This window comes from Gemmata algarum, from assembly GCF_034097035.1.
In the GTDB taxonomy this organism is placed as follows: Bacteria; Planctomycetota; Planctomycetia; order Gemmatales; family Gemmataceae; genus Gemmata; species Gemmata algarum.
In genome coordinates this window covers 204,481-228,129 of the sequence record NZ_JAXBLV010000110.1, presented here as the reverse complement: position 1 = coordinate 228,129, position 23,649 = coordinate 204,481, and the positions used below count along the sequence as shown (strand labels likewise).

General features: G+C 67.1%; 17 protein-coding genes and 1 pseudogene. 3 read left to right on the top strand and 15 right to left on the bottom strand.

All coding sequences use genetic code 11. The annotated features are described in order from the left end of the window. Nucleotides 1-50 precede the first annotated feature (50 nt). The 10 genes and pseudogenes from R5W23_RS10265 to R5W23_RS10225 form a co-directional block, all read right to left on the bottom strand. Nucleotides 51-1,265 carry a PulJ/GspJ family protein gene (locus R5W23_RS10265; RefSeq protein WP_320686246.1) on the bottom strand — a complete coding sequence of 405 codons (1,215 nt, stop codon included), beginning with the start codon at nt 1,263-1,265 and terminating at the stop codon, nt 51-53. Between the two features lie 104 nt (nt 1,266-1,369). Then, nucleotides 1,370-2,434, bottom strand: a complete 1,065-nt coding sequence (locus R5W23_RS10260; protein WP_320686245.1) for a type IV pilus modification PilV family protein — start codon at nt 2,432-2,434, stop codon at nt 1,370-1,372. A 152-nt stretch (nt 2,435-2,586) separates the two neighbouring features. Further along, nucleotides 2,587-3,705, bottom strand: a complete 1,119-nt coding sequence (locus tag R5W23_RS10255; protein WP_320686244.1) for a pilus assembly FimT family protein — start codon at nt 3,703-3,705, stop codon at nt 2,587-2,589. Continuing rightward, the gene (locus R5W23_RS10250) at nt 3,702-4,643 is read right to left on the bottom strand and encodes a type II secretion system protein (RefSeq protein WP_320686243.1); all 942 of its coding nucleotides are present in this window, start codon (nt 4,641-4,643) and stop codon (nt 3,702-3,704) included. Before R5W23_RS10250 ends, R5W23_RS10255 begins: the two co-directional genes overlap by 4 nt. Before the next feature lie 12 nt (nt 4,644-4,655). Then, nucleotides 4,656-5,474 (bottom strand): type II secretion system protein, encoded by an 819-nt coding sequence (locus R5W23_RS10245; protein WP_320686242.1) that lies wholly within the window; start codon nt 5,472-5,474, stop codon nt 4,656-4,658. Between the two features lie 90 nt (nt 5,475-5,564). After that, entirely contained in the window at nt 5,565-6,809 is a 1,245-nt protein-coding gene (locus R5W23_RS10240; protein ID WP_010042729.1) for a type II secretion system F family protein, read from the bottom strand. Between the two features lie 104 nt (nt 6,810-6,913). Next, nucleotides 6,914-7,220: pseudogene (locus tag R5W23_RS32615) on the bottom strand (four helix bundle protein). Between the two features lie 173 nt (nt 7,221-7,393). Further along, nucleotides 7,394-9,319: a GspE/PulE family protein gene (locus R5W23_RS10235; protein ID WP_320686241.1), complete on the bottom strand. Its 1,926-nt coding sequence runs from the start codon at nt 9,317-9,319 to the stop codon at nt 7,394-7,396. A gap of 81 nt (nt 9,320-9,400) precedes the next feature. Beyond that, a complete protein-coding gene (locus R5W23_RS10230) occupies nt 9,401-10,585 on the bottom strand; it encodes a type IV pilus twitching motility protein PilT (protein ID WP_320686240.1) in 1,185 nt (394 codons plus the stop codon). 202 nt (nt 10,586-10,787) lie between these two features. Beyond that, nucleotides 10,788-12,497 (bottom strand): GspE/PulE family protein, encoded by a 1,710-nt coding sequence (locus R5W23_RS10225; RefSeq protein WP_261185647.1) that lies wholly within the window; start codon nt 12,495-12,497, stop codon nt 10,788-10,790. A 432-nt stretch (nt 12,498-12,929) separates the two neighbouring features. On the opposite strand from R5W23_RS10225, the gene R5W23_RS10220 reads away from it, so the two are divergent. The 3 genes from R5W23_RS10220 to R5W23_RS10210 all read left to right on the top strand — a co-directional run bounded on the left by R5W23_RS10220 (nt 12,930) and on the right by R5W23_RS10210 (nt 15,516). Continuing rightward, entirely contained in the window at nt 12,930-14,036 is a 1,107-nt protein-coding gene (locus R5W23_RS10220) for a Gfo/Idh/MocA family protein (RefSeq protein WP_320686239.1), read from the top strand. Between the two features lie 287 nt (nt 14,037-14,323). Continuing rightward, on the top strand, nt 14,324-14,776 hold the full coding sequence (locus R5W23_RS10215; protein ID WP_320686238.1) for a Uma2 family endonuclease: 453 nt from the start codon (nt 14,324-14,326) through the stop codon (nt 14,774-14,776). Nucleotides 14,777-14,787: 11 nt separating this feature from the next. Beyond that, entirely contained in the window at nt 14,788-15,516 is a 729-nt protein-coding gene (locus R5W23_RS10210; RefSeq protein ID WP_320686237.1) for a hypothetical protein, read from the top strand. A 17-nt stretch (nt 15,517-15,533) separates the two neighbouring features. On the opposite strand, the gene R5W23_RS10205 is transcribed toward R5W23_RS10210, so the two are convergent. The 5 genes from R5W23_RS10205 to R5W23_RS10185 form a co-directional block, all read right to left on the bottom strand. Beyond that, nucleotides 15,534-16,547: a tetratricopeptide repeat protein gene (locus R5W23_RS10205; RefSeq protein WP_320686236.1), complete on the bottom strand. Its 1,014-nt coding sequence runs from the start codon at nt 16,545-16,547 to the stop codon at nt 15,534-15,536. 117 nt (nt 16,548-16,664) lie between these two features. Beyond that, nucleotides 16,665-19,091, bottom strand: a complete 2,427-nt coding sequence (locus tag R5W23_RS10200; protein WP_320686235.1) for a patatin-like phospholipase family protein — start codon at nt 19,089-19,091, stop codon at nt 16,665-16,667. Between the two features lie 75 nt (nt 19,092-19,166). After that, nucleotides 19,167-21,125 carry an alpha-amylase family glycosyl hydrolase gene (locus R5W23_RS10195; protein ID WP_320686234.1) on the bottom strand — a complete coding sequence of 653 codons (1,959 nt, stop codon included), beginning with the start codon at nt 21,123-21,125 and terminating at the stop codon, nt 19,167-19,169. 14 nt (nt 21,126-21,139) lie between these two features. Next, nucleotides 21,140-22,240 (bottom strand): hypothetical protein, encoded by a 1,101-nt coding sequence (locus R5W23_RS10190; protein WP_320686233.1) that lies wholly within the window; start codon nt 22,238-22,240, stop codon nt 21,140-21,142. Then, on the bottom strand, nt 22,237-23,604 hold the full coding sequence (locus tag R5W23_RS10185) for a hypothetical protein (protein WP_320686232.1): 1,368 nt from the start codon (nt 23,602-23,604) through the stop codon (nt 22,237-22,239). Before R5W23_RS10185 ends, R5W23_RS10190 begins: the two co-directional genes overlap by 4 nt. Between the last annotated feature and the right edge of the window lie 45 nt (nt 23,605-23,649).

Genomic DNA, 23,649 nt, shown 5'->3' with positions numbered 1-23,649 from the left:
CCGCGCTCACCGGTCGGGAGCGCGGGCGGTGTTCGGGTTCGTCCGGGACGTTACAGTTCCACGGCCGTTGTGGTCTGGCGTGTTTGCTTGTTGCTCGGGTTCCAGCACCGCAGCCGGATCTGGATGCCGGTGATGCGGATCGGCTTGAGCACCGGCCCCGTAACCGTTGCGGTCGCCAAGTTGGCCGGCGCCCGCAGGCTCTCGTCACCCGTGTCGTACTCGCCGTTGAACGGCAGCGCGTCGTACGGGTAGTCGGTGTTGCCCAAGTTAAAGGGGCGGGGCCAGATGTTGCCGGTCGCGGGCGCCAGATAGGAGACGCCGCCGGTCTGTGGCCCGGTGAATTTCAGCTCAAACGAAGTCACGTAGTTGTGCAACACGTCCTCGCCGATCCGGTAATTGGAGATCGACTGTCTCACCAACCGGCTACCGCGGGGGGTGAGGTTGTTGAGGTTGAGTACGTCGTACCGGGTCTGGCCACTGTCATAGGAGCACGCGATCACTTCGAGCGGGTCGGCCGGGGGCATATTTTTCGGGGCGCCCAGATATGATTTGAGTATCGACTCGTAGGCCGGATCGTCGTCCGTGTTCCGGGCCGCCAGCCGTTGCCGCCGGATCAACTTGTACACCTCCGGTGCCCCCGCCAAGCCGGACGTTGTGCGGGGCGGGTTGTGCCGTTCCAGGAAGTACGCCACCTCGGCGCAAGTGCCGGTGATGACGTTCGGGTCCCCCATCGGCACGTCCGCGGTCAACGTGTTCTGCGGCGCCCCGCCGGGCACCACAATCGTAAACTGCATGAAGTGACTGCCCGCCCGCGACGAGCCGAACCCGGCGTTGTCGTCCCCCTCTTCGACGTTCCAAGTCGGCGGCTGAGACGGGTCATACGTCCAGCCGGTTCTCGACTTCGCTGGCGGGGCGTACACCCAGAAGTACCCGGACCGCGGCGGCTTATAGGTGAGCAGCCCGTTGACCACCGTTGCCTGATCGATCCGCTGGTCACTCACTTTGCGGCCCAGGTTCGGCTTACCGTCCTCTTCGAGGAAGTGGTCGAGCTGGAGGTCGCGACGCATGACCGCGATGGCCATACGCTCCTGGCCCACAAAGTCGCCCTGGGCCTTGGCCTCACTCACCGTGTTCGTGATGATCGTGGTGGCCTGAACCAGGATGCTCATGAGGATGAGCGTGACGGTCACCACCACGAGCAGTTCGGGCAGGGTGAACGCCGCCCGGCCGCGACGGGCGGGGCGATGGATCGTGCGAGAGGTCATGCGGTCGTCCTCGTCGGGAGCGGCTGACAGCCGGTCCCGGGTTCGCTCGAAAGTTTGGGACGTGTGTTGGTCGTTTTCGGGTGTCGGGCACCGTTCCGAAACGGTCACGGGCCGAAGTTACCGGTAAGTTGCGGTCGCTCGAACACCCCGGCGATGCCCGGCATCACCACGACCGTTGCGGCATACGGGTTCGTGTTCCCATCCAGCCGCTTGACCGGGGAGTCGAGTTCGATGTCCAGTGTCCCAGACCCGTCGTCGGCGGCGCTCACCACGCGGTAAAAGTTCGCGTGCCGAATGGTGCCGTCGATCGTCGCGTCCATCAGCCAGCCGCCCTTGCGGATCTCGACGTTCGCCGGGAGCAAGCTCGACGAGATCCGAAGTGCGGTGGAACCCGGCGTAAAGGCCACGCCAGCGGTTTTGGGAATAACATGCTCGGACCCGGCCGGATAGAACTGGTGCCGACGATTACTGAACACCACTAATTTGAGCGTTGCGGTTGTCCGGTTGCCGTTGGTCGGGCGTTGGATCACGGCTAGCGCGTTATACCGCAGCTCGCGCACCGTAATGCTGCTACTCGGAGTCAGGCCCGAAACCACCTGCGGTTGCGAATTCTCGTCCCAGGAGAAGCCGTCGGGCTGGCTCCACATGCGCCACGCCAGTGAAGCCTCCTGCGTGTTCAGCGTATTCCAGCCGGACGGCGGGGTCGCCGGCGGCTTGTACGGGGCGAACGGCGGGTTGAGCCGCGTTCCGTTCATCGTGCGCCGGGGTATCAAGGTGGCCCCACCGTCACCTACACGGAGTTGCGCGGCGTCCGAAGACAATCGCCCTGACGCCCCCATCGGGTCCAAGAACACCGGATAACTCGCCTCGCTCGCACCGGGTACGGTGAGGCCGCTGCCCGCATCATCGAGTGCCGGCCAGAACGGCTCGCGGTCCTGATAGGTGGGGTCGTCCTGCCGGGTGAGGTCGTCGGCGATTTTGTCCTTCCAGTAGCTCCGCACCAGGGCGTCGATACTGGTGGCGAGGGTGGCGGTACGGTCGGCGACCAGCGCGTCGCTCATCTGCTTGGCGCCGAACGGCACCATGCTCATCACCCCGGCCAGTCCGATCGCCACCACGAAGATGGCGACCAGCAGCTCGGTCATCGTCAGTCCGGGTCTGCGGGTCATGTGTCGCCCTCGCGGCGGCCCGGGTGGGGCGGGCGCCGGTGCTGTGGTCCTGAGTCGGGTACGGGTCCGCGGAGCCGAGCACGCCCCGCCGTGAATATCATTCGCTCGCTGGTTCAGGGCGCCAAAAATCGACGCCCGCTTTTTTGCTGCCTCTACTGCCCCCGATCGCGAACCAACTTGAACGGTTCGCCGCCCGACGTGTAACTGGTCCCGTTTCCGGGCCACGCGATGTTGTTGTGCGCGATCGTACCGGACGAGCGAATTGCGATCACATGTTGTTCGCCGCCCTTTTGCAGCGCGTCTACCAAGTCCTGCCCCGTCTTGTAAGTCGCTGACCGAGGGGTAGAGGGGGTGGGGGGGGTAATTGTGTATACGGCAGGCTTGGTATAATCACGCACCCACAGGAACAGTTGACCGCCGCTGCCGCCGAGCAGTTTGCCGTCCGGCCCGAATATGACATCCAGGTCGGTGGTGGCGTTCACCCGGTCCGGAACGCTGACGTTCAGATCCACGCAAATCTTCTTGGGTAGCGGGATGATCGGCTCGCCCACGAGTGGTACGGCCAGCAGATAGATCGCGAAGTTGTAGACCACGGCCTGCGTGCTCCCACCCATGACCGCATCCGGGTACACCTCTAGAACGGCTTCGACGGTGTACAAGTCTTTCGCATTCGGGCCGGTCTTTTTCACCGTCGTTGGGACGGATATGCTGGGTAGAGCGATCTTGTTCCAGGAGTTGAAGGTCGGCATCACGATCGTGCAGCCGGGCTGAATCAGGTCCGCTTCTTCCGATTTCAAGTTCTCAATGAAACAGCGGCGGCCGTTGATCGCACCCGAGTTCATCCCGGACGACACGAACCCGTAGTCGAACCGGACCCGCGGTGCGAGGTTCTCGATGAGTTCGGGCGCAGTCCCCAGGTTCGGGTTACTGGCCCGCGGGAACTTTAGTGGGGTCGTGGTCGGAATCAGCGGAGGGGGCTGTTCCACATATTGCATCTCGGTGACCCACCGAGCGTCAGTCTTGTCGTCGTTGGTTGCGTCGTTAGAGAGCACGAACCGGACGCCGCGCGGGGCCTTATCGCGGGCCGCCATGCTCTGGGCCATACGCAGTTGCGCGGTGATGTCGGAAACCGCATACCGAACCCGGTCCTGGTCCCGGGCGCCCGGATAGAGCAGCAGGACGAGCCCGGCCAGCGCCAAGAAGATCGAGATGCCGACCAGCAGTTCGACGAGCGTGAACCCGCTGCGGCGGGCGTTCTGGGTGCGGATCATTGTTTGCCCCCTTTCCCCCCGAACCGATCAAGCCGGTAGCCGAGGCGGTCATCTTCTTGAGACAAGTCACCCGACGCATACGGAGGAATGGGGAGTTGCGCGCCTTTGGGGGTGAAGTAGTCGTAGCGCCGGTCTTTCCCAGCGCATAGCACCGTCGGCACCCGGTTGCGAGATGCGGTACCCGGGGTGACAAAACCCAGTGCAGGGCTGATCGTGCTTGTGGTGCCCCAACTGCCCATCAAACCTCTCGGGTCCAGTGGGTCGATAAAATCCCTGCCGTCGTTAAACTTGCGGTTCACATAGGGCGGTTGGTCGAGTTCGTTTAGCTGGAGCCACCTGTAGTAGATAAGTGGTGTGCCGTAGGGATCGACGAATACCGTGTAGTCTTTGTTGAGTTTGAGCAGTTTCTGTTCGCCGGTGATGCCGCCGGCGTCTCCGGTTCCACCAGCGGTGGCTCGTTCCGTCAGAATCAAGTACAGCAGCACCGCCCGCTGCTGGTCCGCAGTGCCGCCACCGCCTGCAACTGGGGCGAACGTGCGTTTCCAGTCGTAAGCGTAAACGGTCGTCGCTCCGGACGTGATCGTCAGCGCACTGGTTGCCTCGGTAAAGCTCTCTGGAAAGTGAATCTTCAGCGTGGCCGCCGTGTGGATAGCGAGAGCCTTTTCTTTGTCACCTCCGCAAAATGTCACGATCGCTTGCGGTGCCCCTTCACGGTGGCACTTTTGTACCACAAAGCCATAGTCTTCGCGCAGTCGCACCTGAAGCTGGCTGACCTGGTTATCAGCCGTGTTTGTCATGGCCGACTCTTTGAACTTCATCGTCCCGGCGACGACCAGGGCGGTCAACAGCCCGATGATCGAAATGACCACGAGCAGTTCGACCAGCGTGAACGCATGTCGTCGGACGGAGCGACCGCGTGCGAGAGTGTTCGTGTGCATGGGGTCCTCCGGTTATTGTGGGCCAGCGCCGAGCTTGGATTGCGAGAAGTTGCTCCAGTCGTCATCGCCGCTCCCAGTCGGCACATTCGTCCCCCAGTCGCCACCCGCACCGAACAATTTGTCCTCGCCTGCCGAGATGATTTGGATCCCCTTGGGGTTCTCGTACTTCTTCGGGTTCCCTCGCCAGAACGGGTTCGACGTACTCGCCCCCCTGTCACTCGTCCAAGAAAACGACTGTATTCCATAGTCGCCCTTGCGGTTGAAGAAGATCGCGTATGGGACACCGTAAGGGTCGATGAGCTTGGCCCGGCCCGGGGCACCTGCAACGGGCTCATACATGCCGCTCTTGAGCTGTAGAAACGGTCCTTTGCGAGATTCGCCCGGGTTGCCCGCGTCAAAAGGAAACTGTGAATTGTTGGAGAAGCCCGTGTATTTGGTGACTTCCCCGCCGGTAAGGAAAAACAACGCAACCTCGTTTCCATCCGTTAAAGTTACGTTTGGCAACTTAGTGTTGGTTATGTCGAGGTTCGGAAACAGTTGCTTGAGGTACATGGCCTCAGCGTCACTTGCGCTGTAGGAGGGCATGAGCCGGAACGGCCCCTGAGGAAGGTAGCCGGGCTTGCTCAGCGCCTCAGAAGCGCAAAACATGTCGGCCGCTTGCGAGATCTGGCTCATCCGCCACTGGTTGTCGCTCCGCTTGATGCTGGTCCGCACCTTCATTACCGCCGGGACCAGGAGCCCGATCAGCAGCGCGATGATGCCGATCACCACCAGCAGCTCGATCAGCGTGAAGCCCGCCCGCCGGTTCCGGCCCGTCCGCCTCAGGTTCATGACGTGTCCCCTCAGAGAGTGCGGAGCGCGGGACCCGGAGCGCCCGCGGCGGCCTTCGCCCCGCGCTCCGGACCCCGCACCCCGAATGGCTTACTTGCTCAGACCTTCCAGCAGCTTGATGAGCGGCAGGAACAGCGAGATCACGATGGCGCCGATGGTGAAACCCAGGAACACGATCATGATGGGCTCCAGCAGCGAGATCAGCGACTTGACGAGGTTGTCCACCCACTCGTCGTAGAAGTCGGCGATCTTGTAGAGCATCGTGTCCAGGTCGCCGGTCTCCTCGCCCACCTCCACCATATTCACGACCATCGCGTCCACCAAACGGGACTCGCGGAGCGGGTCGGCGATCGTGTCGCCCTCGCGGATCGACTCGAAGATCCGCTGGAACATCCGCTCGAACACCGCGTTGTTGGCCGTCTCCTTCACGATCGAGATGGCCTCCAGGATCGGCACGCCGGAGCTGATCAGGGTGCCCAGCGTCCGCATGGTCCGGGCCACGATCGTCTTCTCGACGAGCTGGCCCACCACCGGTATCCAGAGCGTGGCCCGGTCCAGGGCGAAGTTCCCGGCCCGCGACAGCCGGATCAGCTTGATCAGGAAGTACAGCGCCGTCGGGAACAGTGGGATGGTCCACCAGTACTCGGACATCCAGTTCGAGACCCGGATGAGCGTCAGGGTGGCCCACGGCAGGGTCATCCCGAACTCGTCGAAGATCTTCTTAAACTTCGGGATGATCGCCACCATGATGAAGGTGAGGATCGCCACCGCGACGAAGATCACGACCGCCGGGTAGACCATCGCGCCGATGATCTTGGACTTGAGGCTCTGGGCCTTCTCGAGGAAGTCCGCGAGCCGCTGGAGGATGATTTCCAGCGCGCCGCCGGCCTCGCCGGCCCGCACCATGTTCACGTACAGCTTGCTGAACGCCTTCGGGTGCCGGCTCAGCGCCTCGGACAGCGCCGAGCCGGACTCGACGTCGTCCACCACGTCGATCATGGAGTTCTTGAGCGCGCTGGGCGGCATCTGCCGCTCCAGGATGCGGAGCGACCGGAGCACCGGCAGGCCGGCGTCCTGGAGCGTCGAGAACTGGCGGGTGAAGGTCACCAGTTGCTTCTGCTTGACGCCGCCGATGACGAACGTCTTGCGGCTCTTGCCGGTCTTCTTCTTGCCCTTACCCTTGCTCCCCTTGCCCCCGGCGACCGCGGTCAGCTTGGTGACGAAGTACCCCTTCGCCTTGACCTTCTGCTGCGCCTCTTCCTCGTTGGCGGCTTCGATGGAGTCCTTGACCTCGGCCCCGGACGTGTCCAGCGCCTCGTACTTGAACGTAGGCATCACTTTCTCCAATGCGGAATGCGGAATTCGGAATTCGGAACCGAGACACCCGCACCCGCGGGCCACCGTCGCTCGTGCCCCCTTGCGAGGAGGGGCGCCAACCGTTACCGGGTGCCGTTTCGGGTGGTCTTGATAGACGCCACCACCATGGCCACGATTTCACCGGCCTCCGCGTGCAGGTCGGCCAGTGCCTCCGGCTTCACCAGCCCGCCTTCCGTCAGCAGCTCGAACCAGTAGGCCGATTCGTCGGCCTCTTCCTCAACAACCCCTAACTTCGCGACGAACTCCGCCGGCGACCGCCCCCCGGCACGCGGCCCGGTAGTTGGCGCCCACCGAGGTCGCGCTGCGCAGGAGCTGCTTACCGATCACATCACCCGAACGCGTGGCCGGCAGAGTGTCCACCAGCCGCATGACGCGAAGGGCAAACGCCTTCGTGCGAACACGAAGGTCGGGCGACTTCTTGGGCAATGCGGAATGCGGAACGCGGGATTCGGAATCAGAAGACGAAACCGGCGAGTCGGCCCCCATCTCATGCTCCGCTGTGTTGCTGCTTTAATTCCGAATTCCGCACTCCGCATTTCCCCTTAGGCCTCATCTTCCTGCACCGTCTCGCGCACCACCTCGTCGAGGGTGGTGGTGCCGGCGAACAGGGCCTTCAGGCCGGCCTCGCGGAGCCCCGGGGTGCCGGTCTTGCGGCAGTACGCCCGGACCGCGTCGGTGCTGGCCCCGCGGCTCACCATGTCGCGCAGGTCGTCGTTCATGACCAGGATCTCGTACAGCCCGGTGCGGCCCTTGAACCCGAGGTTGTTACACTTGTCGCACCCCTCGCCGTAGTAGAACGACCGCTTGCCGACCTGGTCCGGGGTCAGGTTCACCTCCATGATCTGCTCGCGGGTCGGCTCGTAGGCGGTCTTGCAGTTCACGCAGATGCGCCGCACCAGCCGCTGGGCCTGGATCGCCTCCACCGTGGCGGTGATGAGGAACGGCTCCACCCCCATGTCGCGGAGCCGGGTGATCGACGACGGGGCGTCGTTGGTGTGCAGCGTGCTGAACACCAGGTGCCCGGTGAGCGACGCCTGAATGGCGATGCCGGCGGTCTCGAGGTCGCGGATCTCGCCCACCAGGATCACGTCCGGGTCCTGCCGCAGGATGGCCCGCAGCGCGCTGGCGAAGGTGACGTCGATCTCGTGGTTGATCGGGCACTGGACGATGCCGTCGATCTCGTACTCGACCGGGTCCTCGGTGGTGATGAGCTTGGTCTCGATGTCGTTCAGCTCGGACAGCGCCGAGTACAGCGTGGTGGTCTTGCCGGCCCCGGTCGGCCCGGTCACCAGGACGATCCCGTTGGGCTTGTGGATCACCGCCCGGAACGTGCCGAGCAGGTCCGGCGGCATCCCGATGCGGTCCAGCGACAGCCCGACGTTGGTGCGGTCCAGCACCCGGATGACGACGCTCTCGCCGAACAGCGTGGGCAGCACCGACACCCGCATGTCCACCGGGTTGCCGCCCACGTTCAGCTCGATGCGGCCGTCCTGGGGCATGCGCCGCTCGGCGATGTCCAGGTTCGCCATGACCTTGATGCGGCTGGCGATGGCGGTGGCGAGGTGGCGCGGCGGGGGCACCATCTCGTACAGCACCCCGTCGCACCGGTACCGCATCTTGTACTCGTCCTCGAACGGCTCGAAGTGGATGTCCGAGGCGTGGTCGCGGATGGCCATCAGCAGCACCATGTTGATGAGCTTCCGGACCGGGGCGGCGTTGGCCATCTCCGCCAGGTCGCCGATGTCGATGCTGTTCTCGCGGCCCGTGGAGGCGGACCCGATGCTCTCGTCGGCGGCGATCTGGGCGTACACCGACGAGATGGACTCCTCCTTCTCGTTCGAGTAGGCCCGCTGCATCAGCGCCTGGACCTGCTTGGGCGGCCCCAGGATCGCGTTCACCTGCCGGACCCCGGGCAGCAGGTTGCGGAGGTCGTCCGTGGCCTGCATGTTGTTGGGGTCGGACATCGCGACCGTCAGCACGTCGTTCTCGAAGCTGATCGGGACGAGCTTGTACACCTCCGCGATGTTCTTCATCACCAGCTTGACCGCGGCCGGCGTGGGCTTGGTGTCCTCCAGGTTCGCCACGCGCATGCCGTGGATTTCGGCCTGCGCCTGGAGCAGCTGCTCCTCGTTGATGAGCCCGCGCTGCATGGCCAGCTCGCCGAGCTGCGCGTCGGTGGTGCGCAGGTCCTCGTAGAGCGTCTCGACCTGCGGCCCGTCGAGGAACCCGAGGTCCTCGAGCTTCTTGGCGAGCTGGCGGGTGTTGGCGTCGATGTACGAGAAGCGGTCCTTGGCCGGGGCCTTCTTGGCGGCCGGCTGCGGCGCCGCGCCGGCCTTCTGGGGCGCGGCCCCAGGGCGCGGGGCGCCCGCCTTCGGGGGCTGGCCGGCGGGCGGCTTCGGCGGTCCCGCGGCCGGGGCCGTAGGCTTCTTGGGCGGGTTCGGGTTGCTCGGCGGCGTCGGCGTGGCCATCGGTGTTCCTGTGTGTGGAGGATGAAGCTGAGGGCGGGGCGTCAGCCCCTGGGGTTGTCCGGGCAGCGGGGCGATGGCCGCTTAGCCCCTCCGCCGCTTGCGGTCGCGGTCGTCGTCGTCCTCTTCGTCCTCGTCTTCGTCCTCCTCGTCGTCCTCGCCGCCCCCCATCTCGTCGTCTTCGTCCTCGAGGCCGCGTTCGGCGTGCGCGATCTTCGCCGCCAACTCGTTGGGCTTACTGGACTTGAGGAGCACCTCTTCCTTCTCGCACAGGTCCTCGCGCCACAGCCGGAACAGCGAGTCGTCCAGCAGGAACATGCCGTGCTTGCGCCCCGTCTGCACCGACGAGTCGATGCGGTACGTCTTGTTCTCGCGGATCAGGTTCCGGATGGCGGGCGTCACCACCATCATCTCGTAGGCGGCGATGAGCCCCTCGGGCTTGCGCGGCAGGAGCGCCTGCGACAGCACCCCGATGAGCGAGCCCGAGAGCTGGGTGCGGATCTGGTCCTGCTCGTTTTCGGGGAACACCGTGACCACCCGGTCCACGGTCGAGGCGGCGCCGGAGGTGTGCAGCGTGCCGAACACCAAGTGCCCGGTTTCGGCGGCCTCGAGCGCCGCCCGGATCGTTTCGAGGTCGCGCATTTCACCGACGAGGATCACGTCGGGGTCCATGCGCAGCGCCCGGCGGATGCCCTCTTTGAAGTCGGGCACGTCGATCCCGATCTCGCGCTGGTTGACGGTGCTCTTCTTGTGCTTGTGGAAGTACTCGATCGGGTCTTCCAGCGTGATGATGTGCCGGTCGTAGTTGTCGTTCAGGAAGTTCAGCATCGACGCCAGCGACGTCGTTTTGCCGGACCCGGTCGGGCCGGTCACCAGGAACAGCCCGCGGGGGCGGATGATGAGGGACCGGATCGCTTCGGGCGTGCGCAGTTGCTCGAACGTGAGGAACTGGCTCGGGATGCGCCGCAGCACCATCCCGACGGTCCCTTTCTGTTTAAACACCGCGACGCGGAACCGGTAGCCGTCGACGTACTCGATGGCGAAGTCGGCGCCACCCTTCGTCTGGAGCTCCTGCTGGCACCGGTCCGGGGTGATGGCTTTCATCAGCCCGGTGGTGTCGTCGTTGTCGAGGATCAGGCCGCCGAGGTCGAGCTTCTTCATACGCCCCTGGTGGCGCACGACCGGCGGCTGACCGACGCTGATGTGTAAGTCACTCGCTTTGAGTTGGATCACCGTCGCGAGCAACTTCTCCATTGAGACTTTCGGCACGGGGTACCCCTTTGCCAGAGCGACGGTGCCGACGCGGACACAAACGGCACCGGGGGCGCGTTCGCGTCCCGGTGTCGCATTATCTCCGCAGCGGCCGGCGCAACCAAAAACGGATCACGAACGCGCGGGCGAGTAAAAACAACACGACTTAAGGGCGACCGGAGCCCATCGGACCCCGGTCTCTATCGGCCGCCGACCGGTCCTAAGCTTCGCGGGCAACGAGCACTTCCGCGTGGCAGGTGCTCAGCACCTCCTCCAATGTGGTGCTGCCCCTGATAGCTTTCAGAATCCCGTCTTCGAGCAGCGATCGCATCCCGCCACCCCGCGCCTTCCGGCGGATGTCCTGCGTTGGGGCCTGGGCAAACGTCATTTCGCGAATCGCCGAAGTCATTCTCAACATCTCGAAAATACCCTGGCGACCGCGGTAACCCGTTTGCCGGCAATGGTTACAGCCACGCCCCTTCATGAAGTTCGCTTTCGCGAGTTCTTCCGGCGTGAGGCCGCCCGCTTTAATCTCTGCCGCTTGCGGCTGATACGACTCGCGACACTTGATGCAGTTCATCCGCACCAACCGCTGGGCCATGATCGCGATGACCGAGCTGGCGATGAGGAACGGGGGCACCCCGATGTCACCGAGCCGCGTCACGGCGCTGGGCGCGTCGTTCGTGTGCAGTGTCGAGAAAACCAAGTGTCCAGTCAGAGAAGCCTGCACCGCGATTTCTGCCGTTTCTTTGTCGCGAATTTCGCCAACCAAAATAATGTTAGGCGCTTGACGAAGCATGGCGCGAATAATCCGGGCGAAATCGAGCCCGATGTTGTGTTTCACCTCGACTTGGTTGATCCCGGGCAGGTAGTACTCGACCGGGTCTTCGGCGGTGATGATTTTCCGGTCCGGGCGATTGAGTTCGTTGAGAGCGGAGTACAGTGTGGTGGTCTTCCCAGAGCCGGTCGGGCCGGTGACCAGGAAGATCCCGTTGGGGCGCTTGATGATTTGCTGGAACCGCATGTAGTCGTCTTCCGCGAACCCCAGGTCCTTGATGCTGACCTGGATGTTGCCGCGGTCCAGAATGCGCATGACGGCCGACTGGCCGTGGACGGTCGGCAGCAAACTGACCCGTAGGTCGAAGTGTTTGCCCTGCACCGTCATCTTGATGCGCCCGTCCTGCGGGCGGCGTTTCTCACTGATGTCGATCTGACCCATGATCTTGATACGCGACAGCATGGGTGCGAGTAACCGCCGCGGGGCGGCGTCGCGTTCGACCAGCACGCCGTCGATGCGGTACCGGATCCGAACCCGGTCGCCGAACGGCTCGATGTGGATGTCCGACGCACGGAGGGTGATCGCTTCCGAGATGATGAGGTTGACCAGTTTCACGACCGGCGCGTCCGAGTCGTCGGCCGAAGCCATCGCCGTCGTGCTTTCGGTCTGAGTGAACTCGATGGCGGTGTCGGTGAACTCGACGAGCATGGAGTCCACGGACTCCGTTTCGGATTGGCCGTAGTTCGCGTTGATGGCCTCCTGGATCTGCTCCTGGACCGCGAGGACCGGCTTGATCTCCTTGTTCAGAATGAACTTGAGTTTCTCGATGGTTTCGTAGTTCGTCGGGTCGGCGGTGATGAGCGAGAGGGTGTTGTCTTCCAGGTTGAGCGGGATGACGAGGTTCTCGCGGGCCACCGACTCGGGGACCAATTCGATGACCGCCTTGGCAATGCTAACCTCTTTGAGGTCAACGAATTGCATCCCGTAGAACTCGGCGATCGCGGACATCACCTCGTTGGCCGCGAGGTACTGGAGCTTGATGATCGCGTCCTGAAGCTTCAGGCCGGTGGCTTCGGCCTCGGCGATCTGGTCCGGGCTGATCATCTTCTTGCGGAGCAGGATGTCCGCGAAGTCGCCGCGCGCTTTGGCCATGAGAGGTCTCCTTTTCGTGGAAACGTGAACGACGAGACGGGCGGGCGAAGAGCATCGGATCGGGTTAAGGCGCTGGTTCAGAAATTGACCGCTGAGCTGACGCCGACAGTAAACGTGGCCGAGACGAACGTGTCATCGGAATCCGAACTGACCAAGAGCACATGAATGGATGATGAGTTCAGTGTGACACGCCGCGCAGCGTGAGTGCAAGTGTAAAGAACGTGAAAGGCGCCAAAAATTGCGCCTTTTTAGCTCCGCTGCGCGCGTTTTCTCATAACCCTCTTGGCCCATCAATGATAGGGTTCGGGCTCTCCGCTCCGAGTTCCAACCTTGGCGACGCCACTCACACGAGCAGGCGTATGACGGCGCAGGGAGGGGTTCGACATGTGGAACCCGGAAACAGATATCTGAAGCGACCGGAGGACTCCTCCCGTGGCGAATAAGTATCGGGTCGGGATCCTCGGGGCCACCGGGCGCGGCGACTACGGGCACGCAGTCGATGTCGCGTTCCGGAAACTCGATAACGTCGAGATCGTGGCCGTCGCGGACGCCAACGCGGCGGGCCGTGTCGCGGCCCAAAAGCGGACCGGGGCGCCACGCACATACGCCGCTTACAAGGACCTACTTGCGAAAGAAAAGCCGGACCTCGTCGCGGTCTGCCCGCGGTGGATCGATCAGCGCCACGACATGCTGATGGCCGCCGCCGAGGCGGGGTGCCACATCTATACGGAGAAACCGTTCTGTCGCACGCTCAAGGAGTGTGACGCGGTGGCCGACGCGCTCGACATGCGGCACCTGAAGCTGGGGATCGCACACATCAGTCAGTATTCACCGGTACTCGACACCGTACTGAAGGTCATCGCGGACGGTGTGATCGGGGACCTTCTTGAGGTGCGCGCCCGCGGCAAGGAGGACGCCCGGGGCGGGGGCGAGGACCTCTGGGTGCTCGGGTCGCACGTGTTCGGCCTCATGCGCAGCGTGGCGGGCGGGAACGCGGTCTCGTGCTACGCGACAGTTGCGGCGCAGGGCCGTGCCGTCGGGAAGGCCGACATCAAGGACGGCGCGGAAGGGCTCGGCCCGCTCGCGGGCGATCACGTCCAGGCCACGTATGCGTTTCCCAAGGGCGTGCAGGGGTACTTCGCGAGCCGCAAGGGGGCGGGCGGGAAGCCGACGCGGTTCGCAGTGCAGGTCTTCGGCTCGAAGGGCATCATCGAACTGGAGAGCGGCTATCTGGTGAAGGCCGCGCTGCTGCGCGACGCCGGGTGGTCCCCGGCGCGGAGCGGGGCGAAGTGGCAATCCGTCACCTCCGCGGGGATCGACAAGCCCGAACCGCGCACCAACGGAACCTACGAGGGCGGACACGTCGCCGCGATCACCGACCTGATCGGCGCGATCGAGCAGCGGCGCGAAACCAAGTGTACCGCCCGCGACGCGACCGCCATCGTCGAGATGATCGCGGCGGTGTTTGAGTCACACCGACTCGGGAAGCCAACAGAACTGCCGCTGAAAACCCGTGTCAACCCCCTCACGCTGCTCTGACATCGAAGCCGGCTGATGCGCGCAGCTTCATGGTTCCGGGTGGAACACTCCGCCCGCCTGTTCGGAGCGTCTCCGAAAACCGGCAGGTCCAAGTCGCCAAACGGCCAAACTGAAAATCGAATTTCGGCGTGCGACGCCGGAATCGGTCGGTTACACTTTGCGGCGTGTCCTTTCCCGGGCAGTTTGCGACCAGCGTTGGCAATAAACTGCCCACCGCCTTTCCGCCCCGAACGGCCGCATCCAATCACCTCGTGCGGCGGACGGGAGCTCATTCGGAGGTTCCGAGCATGTCGACACCCGTTCTGCCCGCGCACCGCACGCAGGCCGCCACCGCGCAGCGCATGACCGAGAACTGGCTCCGCAACGTGTTCGCCCCGAACCTGTACACCGTCCGCTGGCACGACGGCACCGACGCCAGCGCCCCGGATGTCTCGGTGGTCCGCGTGCACCCGGCCACCGACGCCGAGCGCGTGCCGGTGCTGGTGGTCGAGATCGAAGACGCCGACGCGGGTTACGATTTAGCCGAGCAGGCGAGCCGGCACGCCGCCGCGGGCGTACTGGACTACTGGGTGATCGACGTGGTCGCGCGGCAGCTCCACATCTTCCGCGACCCGCGCCCGGACCCGGCCGCGCGGCACGGGTTCTCCTACAACTCGGTCAGGGTCTGCTCGCCGAACGCGCTGGTCTCGCCGCTCGTCGCGGAGTTGCACCTCGCACAGGTGGTGGACCTGCTTCCGTAATGACCCGCCCGATGACCGAAGACGAGTGGTTCTCGCCGACCGACGACGGCGCCCGCGTGCGGCACGCGGCCGAACACCTGCCGCCGCGCCACCGGCGGCTGCTGGCGGTCGGGCTGTGCCGAACCGTCACCGGCTTGGTCACGCACCCGGCCCTAGCCGCCGCGCTCGACGTCGTCGATCAGTACGCCGACGGGCGGGTAACGGCCGGCGCGCTGGAACGCGCCCGGCACGCCTGTCGAGCCCTCGCGCAGCAGTCTTACGACGCCTACCGGCGGGCCGCCGACACCGGCGGCAGCGCGGTCGCGGCGCACGCGTGCTGGGATCTGGCGTGGGCGGTTTCGTTCGCGGCGACCGACCCGCTACCGCTTGATAAGGTTGGCGCGCGAGCCCTCGACGCGGCGGTCCAGGCGCGCACCGGCACCACCGGGGGCCTCTCGGCCACGTCCCCCGAGTTCCACGCCGCCGTCGCGGCCCACCTGTCCTTGATGCGCGAGACAGTGTGGGAGGTAGCTGGGAACCCGTTCCAGCCGCCACGTTTCCTGCCCGCGTGGCGCACCGACACCGTGACCGCGCTCGCCAAACAAATGTACGAGTCGCGGGATTTCACCGCGATGCCGATCCTCGCCGACGCGCTCCAGGACGCGGGCTGCGACAGCGACGCCCTGCTGCGTCACTGCCGGGGCGAGGGAACGCACGTCCGCGGGTGCTGGGCGATCGACTTGGTGCTGGAGCTGGAATAGCCGCTCGCTGCCCGGTGTCATTTAAACAGGGCGATCGGCCCCGGAGTGGCGAGCCGCTTCTCGGCGGCGCGGAACAGCTTTTCGGCCGCCGCCCGCTCCCCGCCGAACCACAACTGGTAGCCGAGCAGGAACTCCAGCGCGGGCTGCCCGGGGTTGTCCGCCGTCGCCTTCTTGAGCGCGGCGAGGTGGGCGGCGTACCGGTCGGCGCGGCCGTCATACAGTTCCGTCGGCTCGAACGGCGCCGCGGGCCACTTGGGATCACGCGCCAGCCCGTCCTGCACCCGCGCCACCGCTTCGACGAACTCCCCGGCTGCGAACTTCGCCTGGGCGTGCAAAAAGTACGTCCGCGCGTCGCCCGGATCGGACGCACTGGCGCGTGCGAAATGGTCGGCGGCACGGCCGTAGTCTGCCGCGGCGAACGCGGCCCGCGCCAGCGCGATCTGGCGCGCGGCTTCCTTCTGCGGGTCCGGGTCGGCGCGGTCCATCGCCACTTTCACCGGCGCCACGAACGGGTTGAACGCGATTACCGGTCCGGGGCGGACATCGGCCACACGGGCGATCGCCGGGACGGTCCGTTTCTTCGGTGCGATCACCAGGAAATCGCTCTCTTTTGCGCCGCGCGGGAACAGCCCCCCGTCGTCGCGCGGGGCCGCTCCGGCGGCGATCACGTCCGGCGCGTCGGGGCCGAAATCCCCACCGAGAATAATGGGCGGCGGGACGACGATGACCGGCCGACCGAACCCGGCGAGCGGGGCCGGCGCCAGCCCCACAGGTCCGAACGGCCCGAACGGCGCGACCGGGACCAAAGGCGGGGCGTAGTACACCGCCCGCGACACGTACCCGCCCGCGAAACCGCTCACGCGAAAGTGCGGGCCACCGACCGAGAACCCGAAGCCGGTGCGGTACGTGTACGAGTAACCGCCGAACCCGTACCCGGGGCCGCACAGCGGGCCGCACGCGAACTGTGCCCGCGCCGGGGCCAACTCCGCCAGCACGAGCACCGCACACGCCGCCAGGATGAAGCGCGCCATGCCTTGTCCCCGCTCACGTTCGGACAGCCGTAAGGCCCGATTATCCGGCGCCGCACGCCGCGCCGCAATCGGAGCTTGAAAGTCGGCGCCGCAACGGGCTCCTTGAGGAGCCAACGGTCATCCGATGGCCCCGTTGGCGCCGGGTGGGGCCGGGGGCACCCAAGGGTACACGCGTTCGAGTTCCGTGAGCAGTCGGTTGACCTCACTCTGGGCGGCCAGAACAATTTGCTCGCGCTGCTCGTCGGTCATCGACCACCCGAGCGGAGCGGTCCCGTCGAACTCCAGCGCCGCGGTGCGCACGAACCCGGGTCCCCGGCCCAGCGCCGCGGCGAACCGCTCGCCCGTCTCGCGAAGGCGCTCGTCGTTCCGGTACCAGGGGGACCGCTCGCGCATGGTCAGCACCGCGCTGAGCGGGCTCAGCAACCAGCCGAGCGGGCCGGGCTCCTCGCCGGCGGTGGCGTTCAACCGCTCGGTGTTGTTCGCGTACGCGCGCAGCTCCAGCACCAGCACGCTCGAAAAGCCCGCGACGATCTCCTTCGCGTGGTGGCACACCCAGTCCGCCGCGATGTCGATCCCGTAGTTGTCGTAGTAGCCCGCGTCCACCACCCGCCGGCCGGGGTTCGTCGGCAGGGTCACGGCCGGGCTGACGAACGGGAACGACGCGTTCATCCGCGCCGCGGTGGCGACCGTGAACGTCTCGCGGGCCTCCGGGAACAGCTTGTAGAACTCCACCGCGCCGAACGACGCGACCTTTCCGTCCGGCCCGTCGGTCCGGCACAGCGGGGCGAGGTCCAGGTTGCTGATCAGGAGCCGCCGGGCGTCCTCGACCAGCATCGGCGAAAAGATCAGCGACGGCACCCGCGCCTCCTCCTCGGCCGTGCGAAGGTCCGACAGCGCGAACTCGAACGGCGATCGGGGGGGCGGCCCTCCGGGCACCGGAGCCGGCCGGGTGTTGTCGGCGAAGGCCAGTTCCAGGCTGCGCCCGCGGTCCCGGTTCACCGGGAACGGCCACCAGATCGACGGCAGGTCCGAGAGGAGCATGGTCGCGACCACCGCCGACAGGTTGTCGCGGCTCAGCGCCCGCGCCAGCGGGGCGTGCAGATGAACCGATTGCCCGCCGACCCGGCACGCGAGCGCCGCCTTGATGCCGTCCGGAAGGGGCGCGCAGGGTTGCGAATAAAACGCGGCATGGTAGGCGGCCCCGACCATCCCACCGGACGCCCCGGTGACGACCCGCACCTGATCGGCCAGTAACCCGCCCTCCGGCACCCGCGCCGCCTTTCGCCGCTCCAGTTCCTGACGGCACAGCTCCTCCAGAACCGCACACGTCCACACGGCCGCCCGGCTGCCGCCGCCGGAGGTGGCCACAATGACCAGCGGCGGCAGCGACGGGGCCGTGTGAGGGCGGGAGGCCGCGTTCCAGTTGCGCTGGGCCGCCAGCAGCACCGCTTTGCTGTCCAACAGCGGCGGGGTCAGCGCCGGCTGCGGCTGCGGCACCACGAGCGGCGCAAGGTTCCGGTACCGTTTCTCCAGCGCCGGGAACCGGAGCTTGAAATCGTCGCTGTTGGCGATCAGGCCCCACAGCACCAGCGCCAGGGCCGCGGCCACGGGAAGCTCCCACGGCACGTCGTAGAACACGAACCGGAGTGACCCGAACACCGAGTTGAGCCCGCCGAGCAGCACGAGCAGTACCAGCACCGGCGGCGGCGTCGGCAGCCGGACCACCCACTCGCACACCGCAAGGCCGGTCAGCACGAACAGGAGGGCGCCCGCGAGCACCAGCGCCAGCGCGTGGAGCCGCGGGTCCCGAACGTCCTGAACCGGCTCGAGCAGCCACGCTCCGTGCGTGCGCAGCCACGCACGCCACCCCGTTTCCGCGGCCGGCGTATGAGGCATGGGATACGCTCGCGTGGCGCCGGGCGCCCGGGCGCCGGAGCTCTCGACCGTCTCCTTAAACATCTCCTTGCCGCCGACGGTGCCGAGCAGCCCGACCCGTTCGAGGGCCACGGCCGAGCCGACGAACACAGCGACCGACAGGAGCGCCCCGAGCACCAGGGGGAACCGGGTCCGCGGGCGCGCGACGGCCGGCAGCAACAGCAGCGTGAGGAGCGTCGGGTACACGAGCGCCATCCACCGGCCGAGCGCGACCCACTCGGCCGGGTCGTACTCCGGCGCCGGAAGCAGCGACGGCACCTGCTCCTTCAGAAAGGTCTCCAGCACCGCAGGCGGCGGCGGCTTCGGGAGCAGAAAGGCGATCAGCACCGACTGCCCGATCAGCAGGCCGGCGAACAGCCCCGTAACGAGCTGCACCTTCCGGTTCCGGTGCCAAAACAGGTCGTTCAGCCCGAGCCCGCCGCCGACCAGGTTCCACGACACCGCGAGCACCGCGAGCACGGCGGCGGCGGTGACCGGGAACGTGCCCAGCCACATCAGGATGTACAGCACCGCGCCGGGCAGCGGGGTGAACAGAAACGCGGCCGTCGCCGCGGCGACGGCCGCGAGCAGGACCAACCGCCGCGGCAGACGGTTGAGCCAAGCGGACATGACTTCCCCCCGTCACGAGAACGCGTGTGCCGGCTCGCGCGACCGCTCTTGCGATTGGCGTCGCGCGGCCCGATGTCACGGGTGGTTGAGGAACACGAGGCACTCGGACGGCCCGACGTTGCGGACCTCGACGAACGCCGTTCCGTCGGCCGCCGCCTGAACCCGGAGCTTCGTTCCCACGCGGTGCGGTCCCGGCTCCGCGCCGCCGGCCTCGGCCGTGTTGAGCACGACGGTCAACTCGCTCCCGGGCGGGCTCAACCCGACGTCCACGATCACGTCCGCGCCGCGGGCCGCGGTCCCGTGCGTGTTCAGGACGCACACCGCCTCCTCGTCGTCGAGGACCCGCGACCATGCCGCCAGTTCGCCCCCGCCGGGGAGTGCGAACCCGCCGCCCAGAACCGATGTCGGCCGCTGGTACTGCCGCCCCGCGCGCAGGGCGCGGTACCGTTTGCGCACCACCCCCATCGCGGCGATCCGACGGTACGTCGGGAAGTTCGGGTCGAAGCAGTGGTGCCCGGTCGTACCGAACGGCCCGAACCCGGGCTCGTTTGGGTCGGTCGCGGCGCCCCCGATCCCGGCCCGCCCCGACCGCCGCGGGTGCGCGGGGCCGAACATCGCCTCACGCAGGTACCGGTCGGACCCGCCCCACCCGGGCAGGAACGGGCGGGCGGCGGCCTCCGGGCCGGCGAGCCCTTGCTCGGTGCCGGCGTACACGCACGGCACGCCGAGGGTGAACAGTTGCAGCGCCACCCCCGCCGCCACTTGGTGCGCCGATGCCGCGTCCGCCGAGAACCGCACCTTCGCGCCGAACACGTGGTCGTGGTCGTCCAGGATCGAAACGTGGTGCCGGCCCACGTTCCGGTGCGAGCCGAACACCGCCGAGCCGGGGTCGAACCCGCGGAAGTACTGCTCCGGCGGCACGAGGCCCTTGGCCACGGAGCTGAGCGTGAGCCGCATCTCGCCGATGTCGAGCGCGGCGTTCAGGTTCATCCCCAGCACCTCCAGGTACCGGTTCTGCGCGAAGTCGCCGCCCGCCACCTCACCGACCAGGAAGAAGTCCAACTTGCCCAGCCGCCCGGCGAACTCCTTGATCGCCCCGCAGAAGTTCCGCGCCTGCTCGAACGACACGTGCTTGAGCGTGTCCAGCCGGAACCCGTCGCAGTCGGTCAGCGCGATCCAGTGCGCGTAGCACCGGGCCAGCAGGTTGAGCGCGCGGGCGTCCGGGGCGCCAGGGCCGGGCGGGTCGAAGTTGAAGTCGCGGAGCGTGAGGAAGTCGGTGCGCTTGTGCTCCGCGTGCGAGTCGCCCAGGTCGCCGGCCCCCAGGTTGCCGGTCCCCGCCCGGGTGTAGCACCCGAGCGCCTGAAGCTCCTCCGGCCACACCCCGTCGTCCGGACCGGCCACGGCGTCGCGCAACCCGCCCGCGCCGTCGCGCCACGCCACATCGGGGTAGAACCCCGGCCACGGGCGGTACCCGGGTTCGGACTCCGTGTGCCCGCCCACCCGGTAATCGAAGTTCGCGCCGGAGTGGTTGAAGATGATGTCCAGGATCACCCGCAGCCCGGCCGCGTGCGCCGCGGCCACCAGTTCCACGAGGTCCTGCCGCGTGCCGAACCGCGGGTCCACGTCGAGGAAGTCCTGGATGCCGTACCCGTGGTACGAATCGAGGTGCCCGCGCTGTTTGAACACGGGGCCGACCCACAGGGCGGTCGCGCCCAGACCTTTAAGGTAGTCGAGCTTCGAGGTGATGCCGCGGATGGTGCCGCCCTGCCACCGCTCCGACCCGGACTGCGCCCACCGGTCCCAGCGCCACCCGGTCGCGCCGGCCGGGGCCGGGCGCGCGGCCCCTAGGTCCGCGCGGTTCAGCAGCGGGCGCCCGCCCTCCCCGCCGTCGCTGAACCGATCGGGCAGCAGGAAGTACAGCACCTCGTCGCGCCAGTCGGCCGGGGAGGGGTGGTACCCGCCGGACGGGGCACGGGGCACGTCCCGCACCCGCGCGGGGCGGGCGGCGGCGAGCACGTCGTCACGGAATGCCATGTCGGTCCTCTGGGCTAAAGGACGGGGCGGCCGGCGCGCGCGGCGGCGCGCACGGCCGTCGCCGGGTTGTTGTGGTCGAGCCGCCACGCGGGGTGGTGGAAGTGGATCACGAAATCGCCGTTGTAGGACGCCACCGCCTCGTCGAACGTGATCCGGCCGATCCGCTTCCAGTTCGTGACGGTACGGATCTGCCGGACCGCCGGCCCCCGTGTGCTCCCGGTGTCCGACACCTCGATGTTGAACACCAGCGTTTTCTTCGGCTCGCGCACGCCGGGCTCGTAGATCTGGGCCAGCACCTCGTCGCGGACGTCGATCCGGTCGCCCGGCCCGCCGACCCGCGGCTGTTCGGGGGCCACCAGCAGCCGCATGAACTCCGGCGCTTTGGCCGCCGCTCCCGGCGGCTCGCCGAGTTCGGAGATCTCGTACAACTGGCGGAACGTGGGGTTCGTGTCCGCGCGGCGGAACACCGCCCCGGTCACCGCCAGCATCGCCAGCGCCACCAGCCCGCGGCGCCAGGCGTGGGTGCTGGGGGCGTTCCGCAGTTCGGCGTCGTTGATGAACGGCGCGCCAGGGCCGCCGAAGTCCTCTTGCGTAATGATGCCGGCCGGGACGTACCGCCGCGGGTCGCGCCGGTCCGCCGTCGGGTACAGCTTGCCCACCAGGGACAGCGACCGCGGTTGCCCGCGGAGCACCGCGCCGCCCGCCGAGTACCGCCCGATCACCAGCCCCCGGCTGTTCTGCCGGAAGTACCCGGTGTACTCCGTCGGCTCGGTGATCTCCCACACCCCCGTGAGGCACACCCCGTTCGGGTGGAGGAGCCGGCGCACGCCCCGGCGGTCTGGCCCCCAGCGCAGGTCGGCGTGGGTGTCGACGGTCCGGTCGGCGGCCCGCCGGAACGGGTAGTGCCCGGCCCAGAGCGCGCGGCGCAGCAAGTCCCACAGGCCCAGTGGGTACACCGGCAGCTTGGCCGTCCCCGGGCCGTTCCACACGTCGTAGTACCGGGTGTCCTCGAACACCGCGTCGCGCACCGCGGCGAACGTCGAGCCGGGATCCACCCAGTCCTCCGGCGTGACCCCTTCTTCGCCCTGGTACCCGGTCAAACGGTCGGTGCTCATGAGGACGCCCCCCCCGGCGCGCCGGGCGCTGGCGGCGTCGGCGGCGCCACCGCCAGCGTGACCGCCTGCCGGAGCCGGCGGAGCTGGCGCTTCGACCGGTACAGCAGCACCCACGGGAACAGGAACACCGCCAGCACGGTCAGCGCGATCGTCACGAAAATGACCTTGGTCCGCGTCGTGAGCTCGACCATCGGCGCGGGGTCCGGGTTTTCTTGAGCCTCGGCCAGATACGGCCACACGTCCAGGAACGGCCGGTCGTTCGCGGTCGGCCGGCCGGCTTCGTACTTGGCGTACCGCTCGGCCTCCGGCGACCGCGGGCGCGCGAACGACAGCTCGTACAGCTGGCAGTCCCCCTGCTCGCACGTCAGCCGGGCCACATCGTCTTCGAGCCGCCGCCCGTTCGGGAACCCCGGCGGGTGCCGGCGGGTGAAAACGGTCACGTCCGGCTGGTCGTCGAACTGCCGGAAGTTGAACTCGGCGGGGAACAGAAAGCGGAGCGTGTCGGTGAGCACCCCGGGGCTCTCGCGGGCCTCACGGATCGCCTTCACGTGCTCGCTCGGGGGGATCGTGTTCAGCAGATCGAACCGCGGGAGCTGGGTCCGCTGGGCGCGGCCGATGTGGTCGATCTGCACCCCGTTCCGCGACTGCGTGGTCCACACGATGAGTTGGTCCGTGCCGCCGGCCCCGGCGAACGCGCTGTACGGCACCTCCACCGCCATCGCGATCACGTTGGTGCCGAAGAATGCGGGGAAAATGAACGGGTCGTCGCGCACCCCCGCGCCCCACTTCGTCACGGTGGATAGCGGCACCTCTTGCAGGCCGTCCCCGCGGTCCACCTCCACCTTTCGGCTGATGAAGTTCCCGTCGCTGAAGGCCTGCACCAGATCGTTCTTCAGCTTCATGGTGATGCGGAACGTCGGCCGGATGGTCTCCGGGTGGTCGATCACCCCTCCGTAACGGGCCGTGTTGCGCTCGTCCGCGTTGGTCGGGCGCGCCAGCTCCTTCGGGTAGTCGATCTTCACCGCCCGCGCGCTGTCCACGTTGATGACGAACTCGAACGCGTCCAGCCCGCGGTACGGCGGCGGCTTGGCCAGCAGCCGGTTCGCGCACACGATCATCACGAGCTTCTCGTCCTGGGCCTTGCCGGGGTCCTTCTCGCCCCCGCCCTTGGCCCGCTTGCCGTCGTAAACCGGGAACACGAACAGCCCGGTCAACCCGCGCATGGGGTCTTCGGACAGGCGGAGCGGGTCGATCGGGTCGGCGTGGTCGGCCGCCCGGGCGCCGCCGGGCGTCGCGGCCACCCCGCCCGCGAGTAACAGGGCGAGCGCGAGCGCCGCCCGCGGCCGGGTGAGAACACGAGTCATGATGTCTCTTAATGTGTTGGCGTTCACAATCGTTACAGGCTTCAG

Coding starts and splice junctions, on each gene's coding strand:
- R5W23_RS10265 (WP_320686246.1), bottom strand. CDS start 1,265: ATGACCTCTCGCACGATCCATCGCCCCGCCCGTCGCGGCCGGGCGGCG.
- R5W23_RS10260 (WP_320686245.1), bottom strand. CDS start 2,434: ATGACCCGCAGACCCGGACTGACGATGACCGAGCTGCTGGTCGCCATC.
- R5W23_RS10255 (WP_320686244.1), bottom strand. CDS start 3,705: ATGATCCGCACCCAGAACGCCCGCCGCAGCGGGTTCACGCTCGTCGAA.
- R5W23_RS10250 (WP_320686243.1), bottom strand. CDS start 4,643: ATGCACACGAACACTCTCGCACGCGGTCGCTCCGTCCGACGACATGCG.
- R5W23_RS10245 (WP_320686242.1), bottom strand. CDS start 5,474: ATGAACCTGAGGCGGACGGGCCGGAACCGGCGGGCGGGCTTCACGCTG.
- R5W23_RS10240 (WP_010042729.1), bottom strand. CDS start 6,809: ATGCCTACGTTCAAGTACGAGGCGCTGGACACGTCCGGGGCCGAGGTC.
- R5W23_RS10235 (WP_320686241.1), bottom strand. CDS start 9,319: ATGGCCACGCCGACGCCGCCGAGCAACCCGAACCCGCCCAAGAAGCCT.
- R5W23_RS10225 (WP_261185647.1), bottom strand. CDS start 12,497: ATGGCCAAAGCGCGCGGCGACTTCGCGGACATCCTGCTCCGCAAGAAG.
- R5W23_RS10215 (WP_320686238.1), top strand. CDS start 14,324: ATGTCGACACCCGTTCTGCCCGCGCACCGCACGCAGGCCGCCACCGCG.
- R5W23_RS10210 (WP_320686237.1), top strand. CDS start 14,788: ATGACCGAAGACGAGTGGTTCTCGCCGACCGACGACGGCGCCCGCGTG.
- R5W23_RS10205 (WP_320686236.1), bottom strand. CDS start 16,547: ATGGCGCGCTTCATCCTGGCGGCGTGTGCGGTGCTCGTGCTGGCGGAG.
- R5W23_RS10200 (WP_320686235.1), bottom strand. CDS start 19,091: ATGTCCGCTTGGCTCAACCGTCTGCCGCGGCGGTTGGTCCTGCTCGCG.
- R5W23_RS10195 (WP_320686234.1), bottom strand. CDS start 21,125: ATGGCATTCCGTGACGACGTGCTCGCCGCCGCCCGCCCCGCGCGGGTG.
- R5W23_RS10190 (WP_320686233.1), bottom strand. CDS start 22,240: ATGAGCACCGACCGTTTGACCGGGTACCAGGGCGAAGAAGGGGTCACG.
- R5W23_RS10185 (WP_320686232.1), bottom strand. CDS start 23,604: ATGACTCGTGTTCTCACCCGGCCGCGGGCGGCGCTCGCGCTCGCCCTG.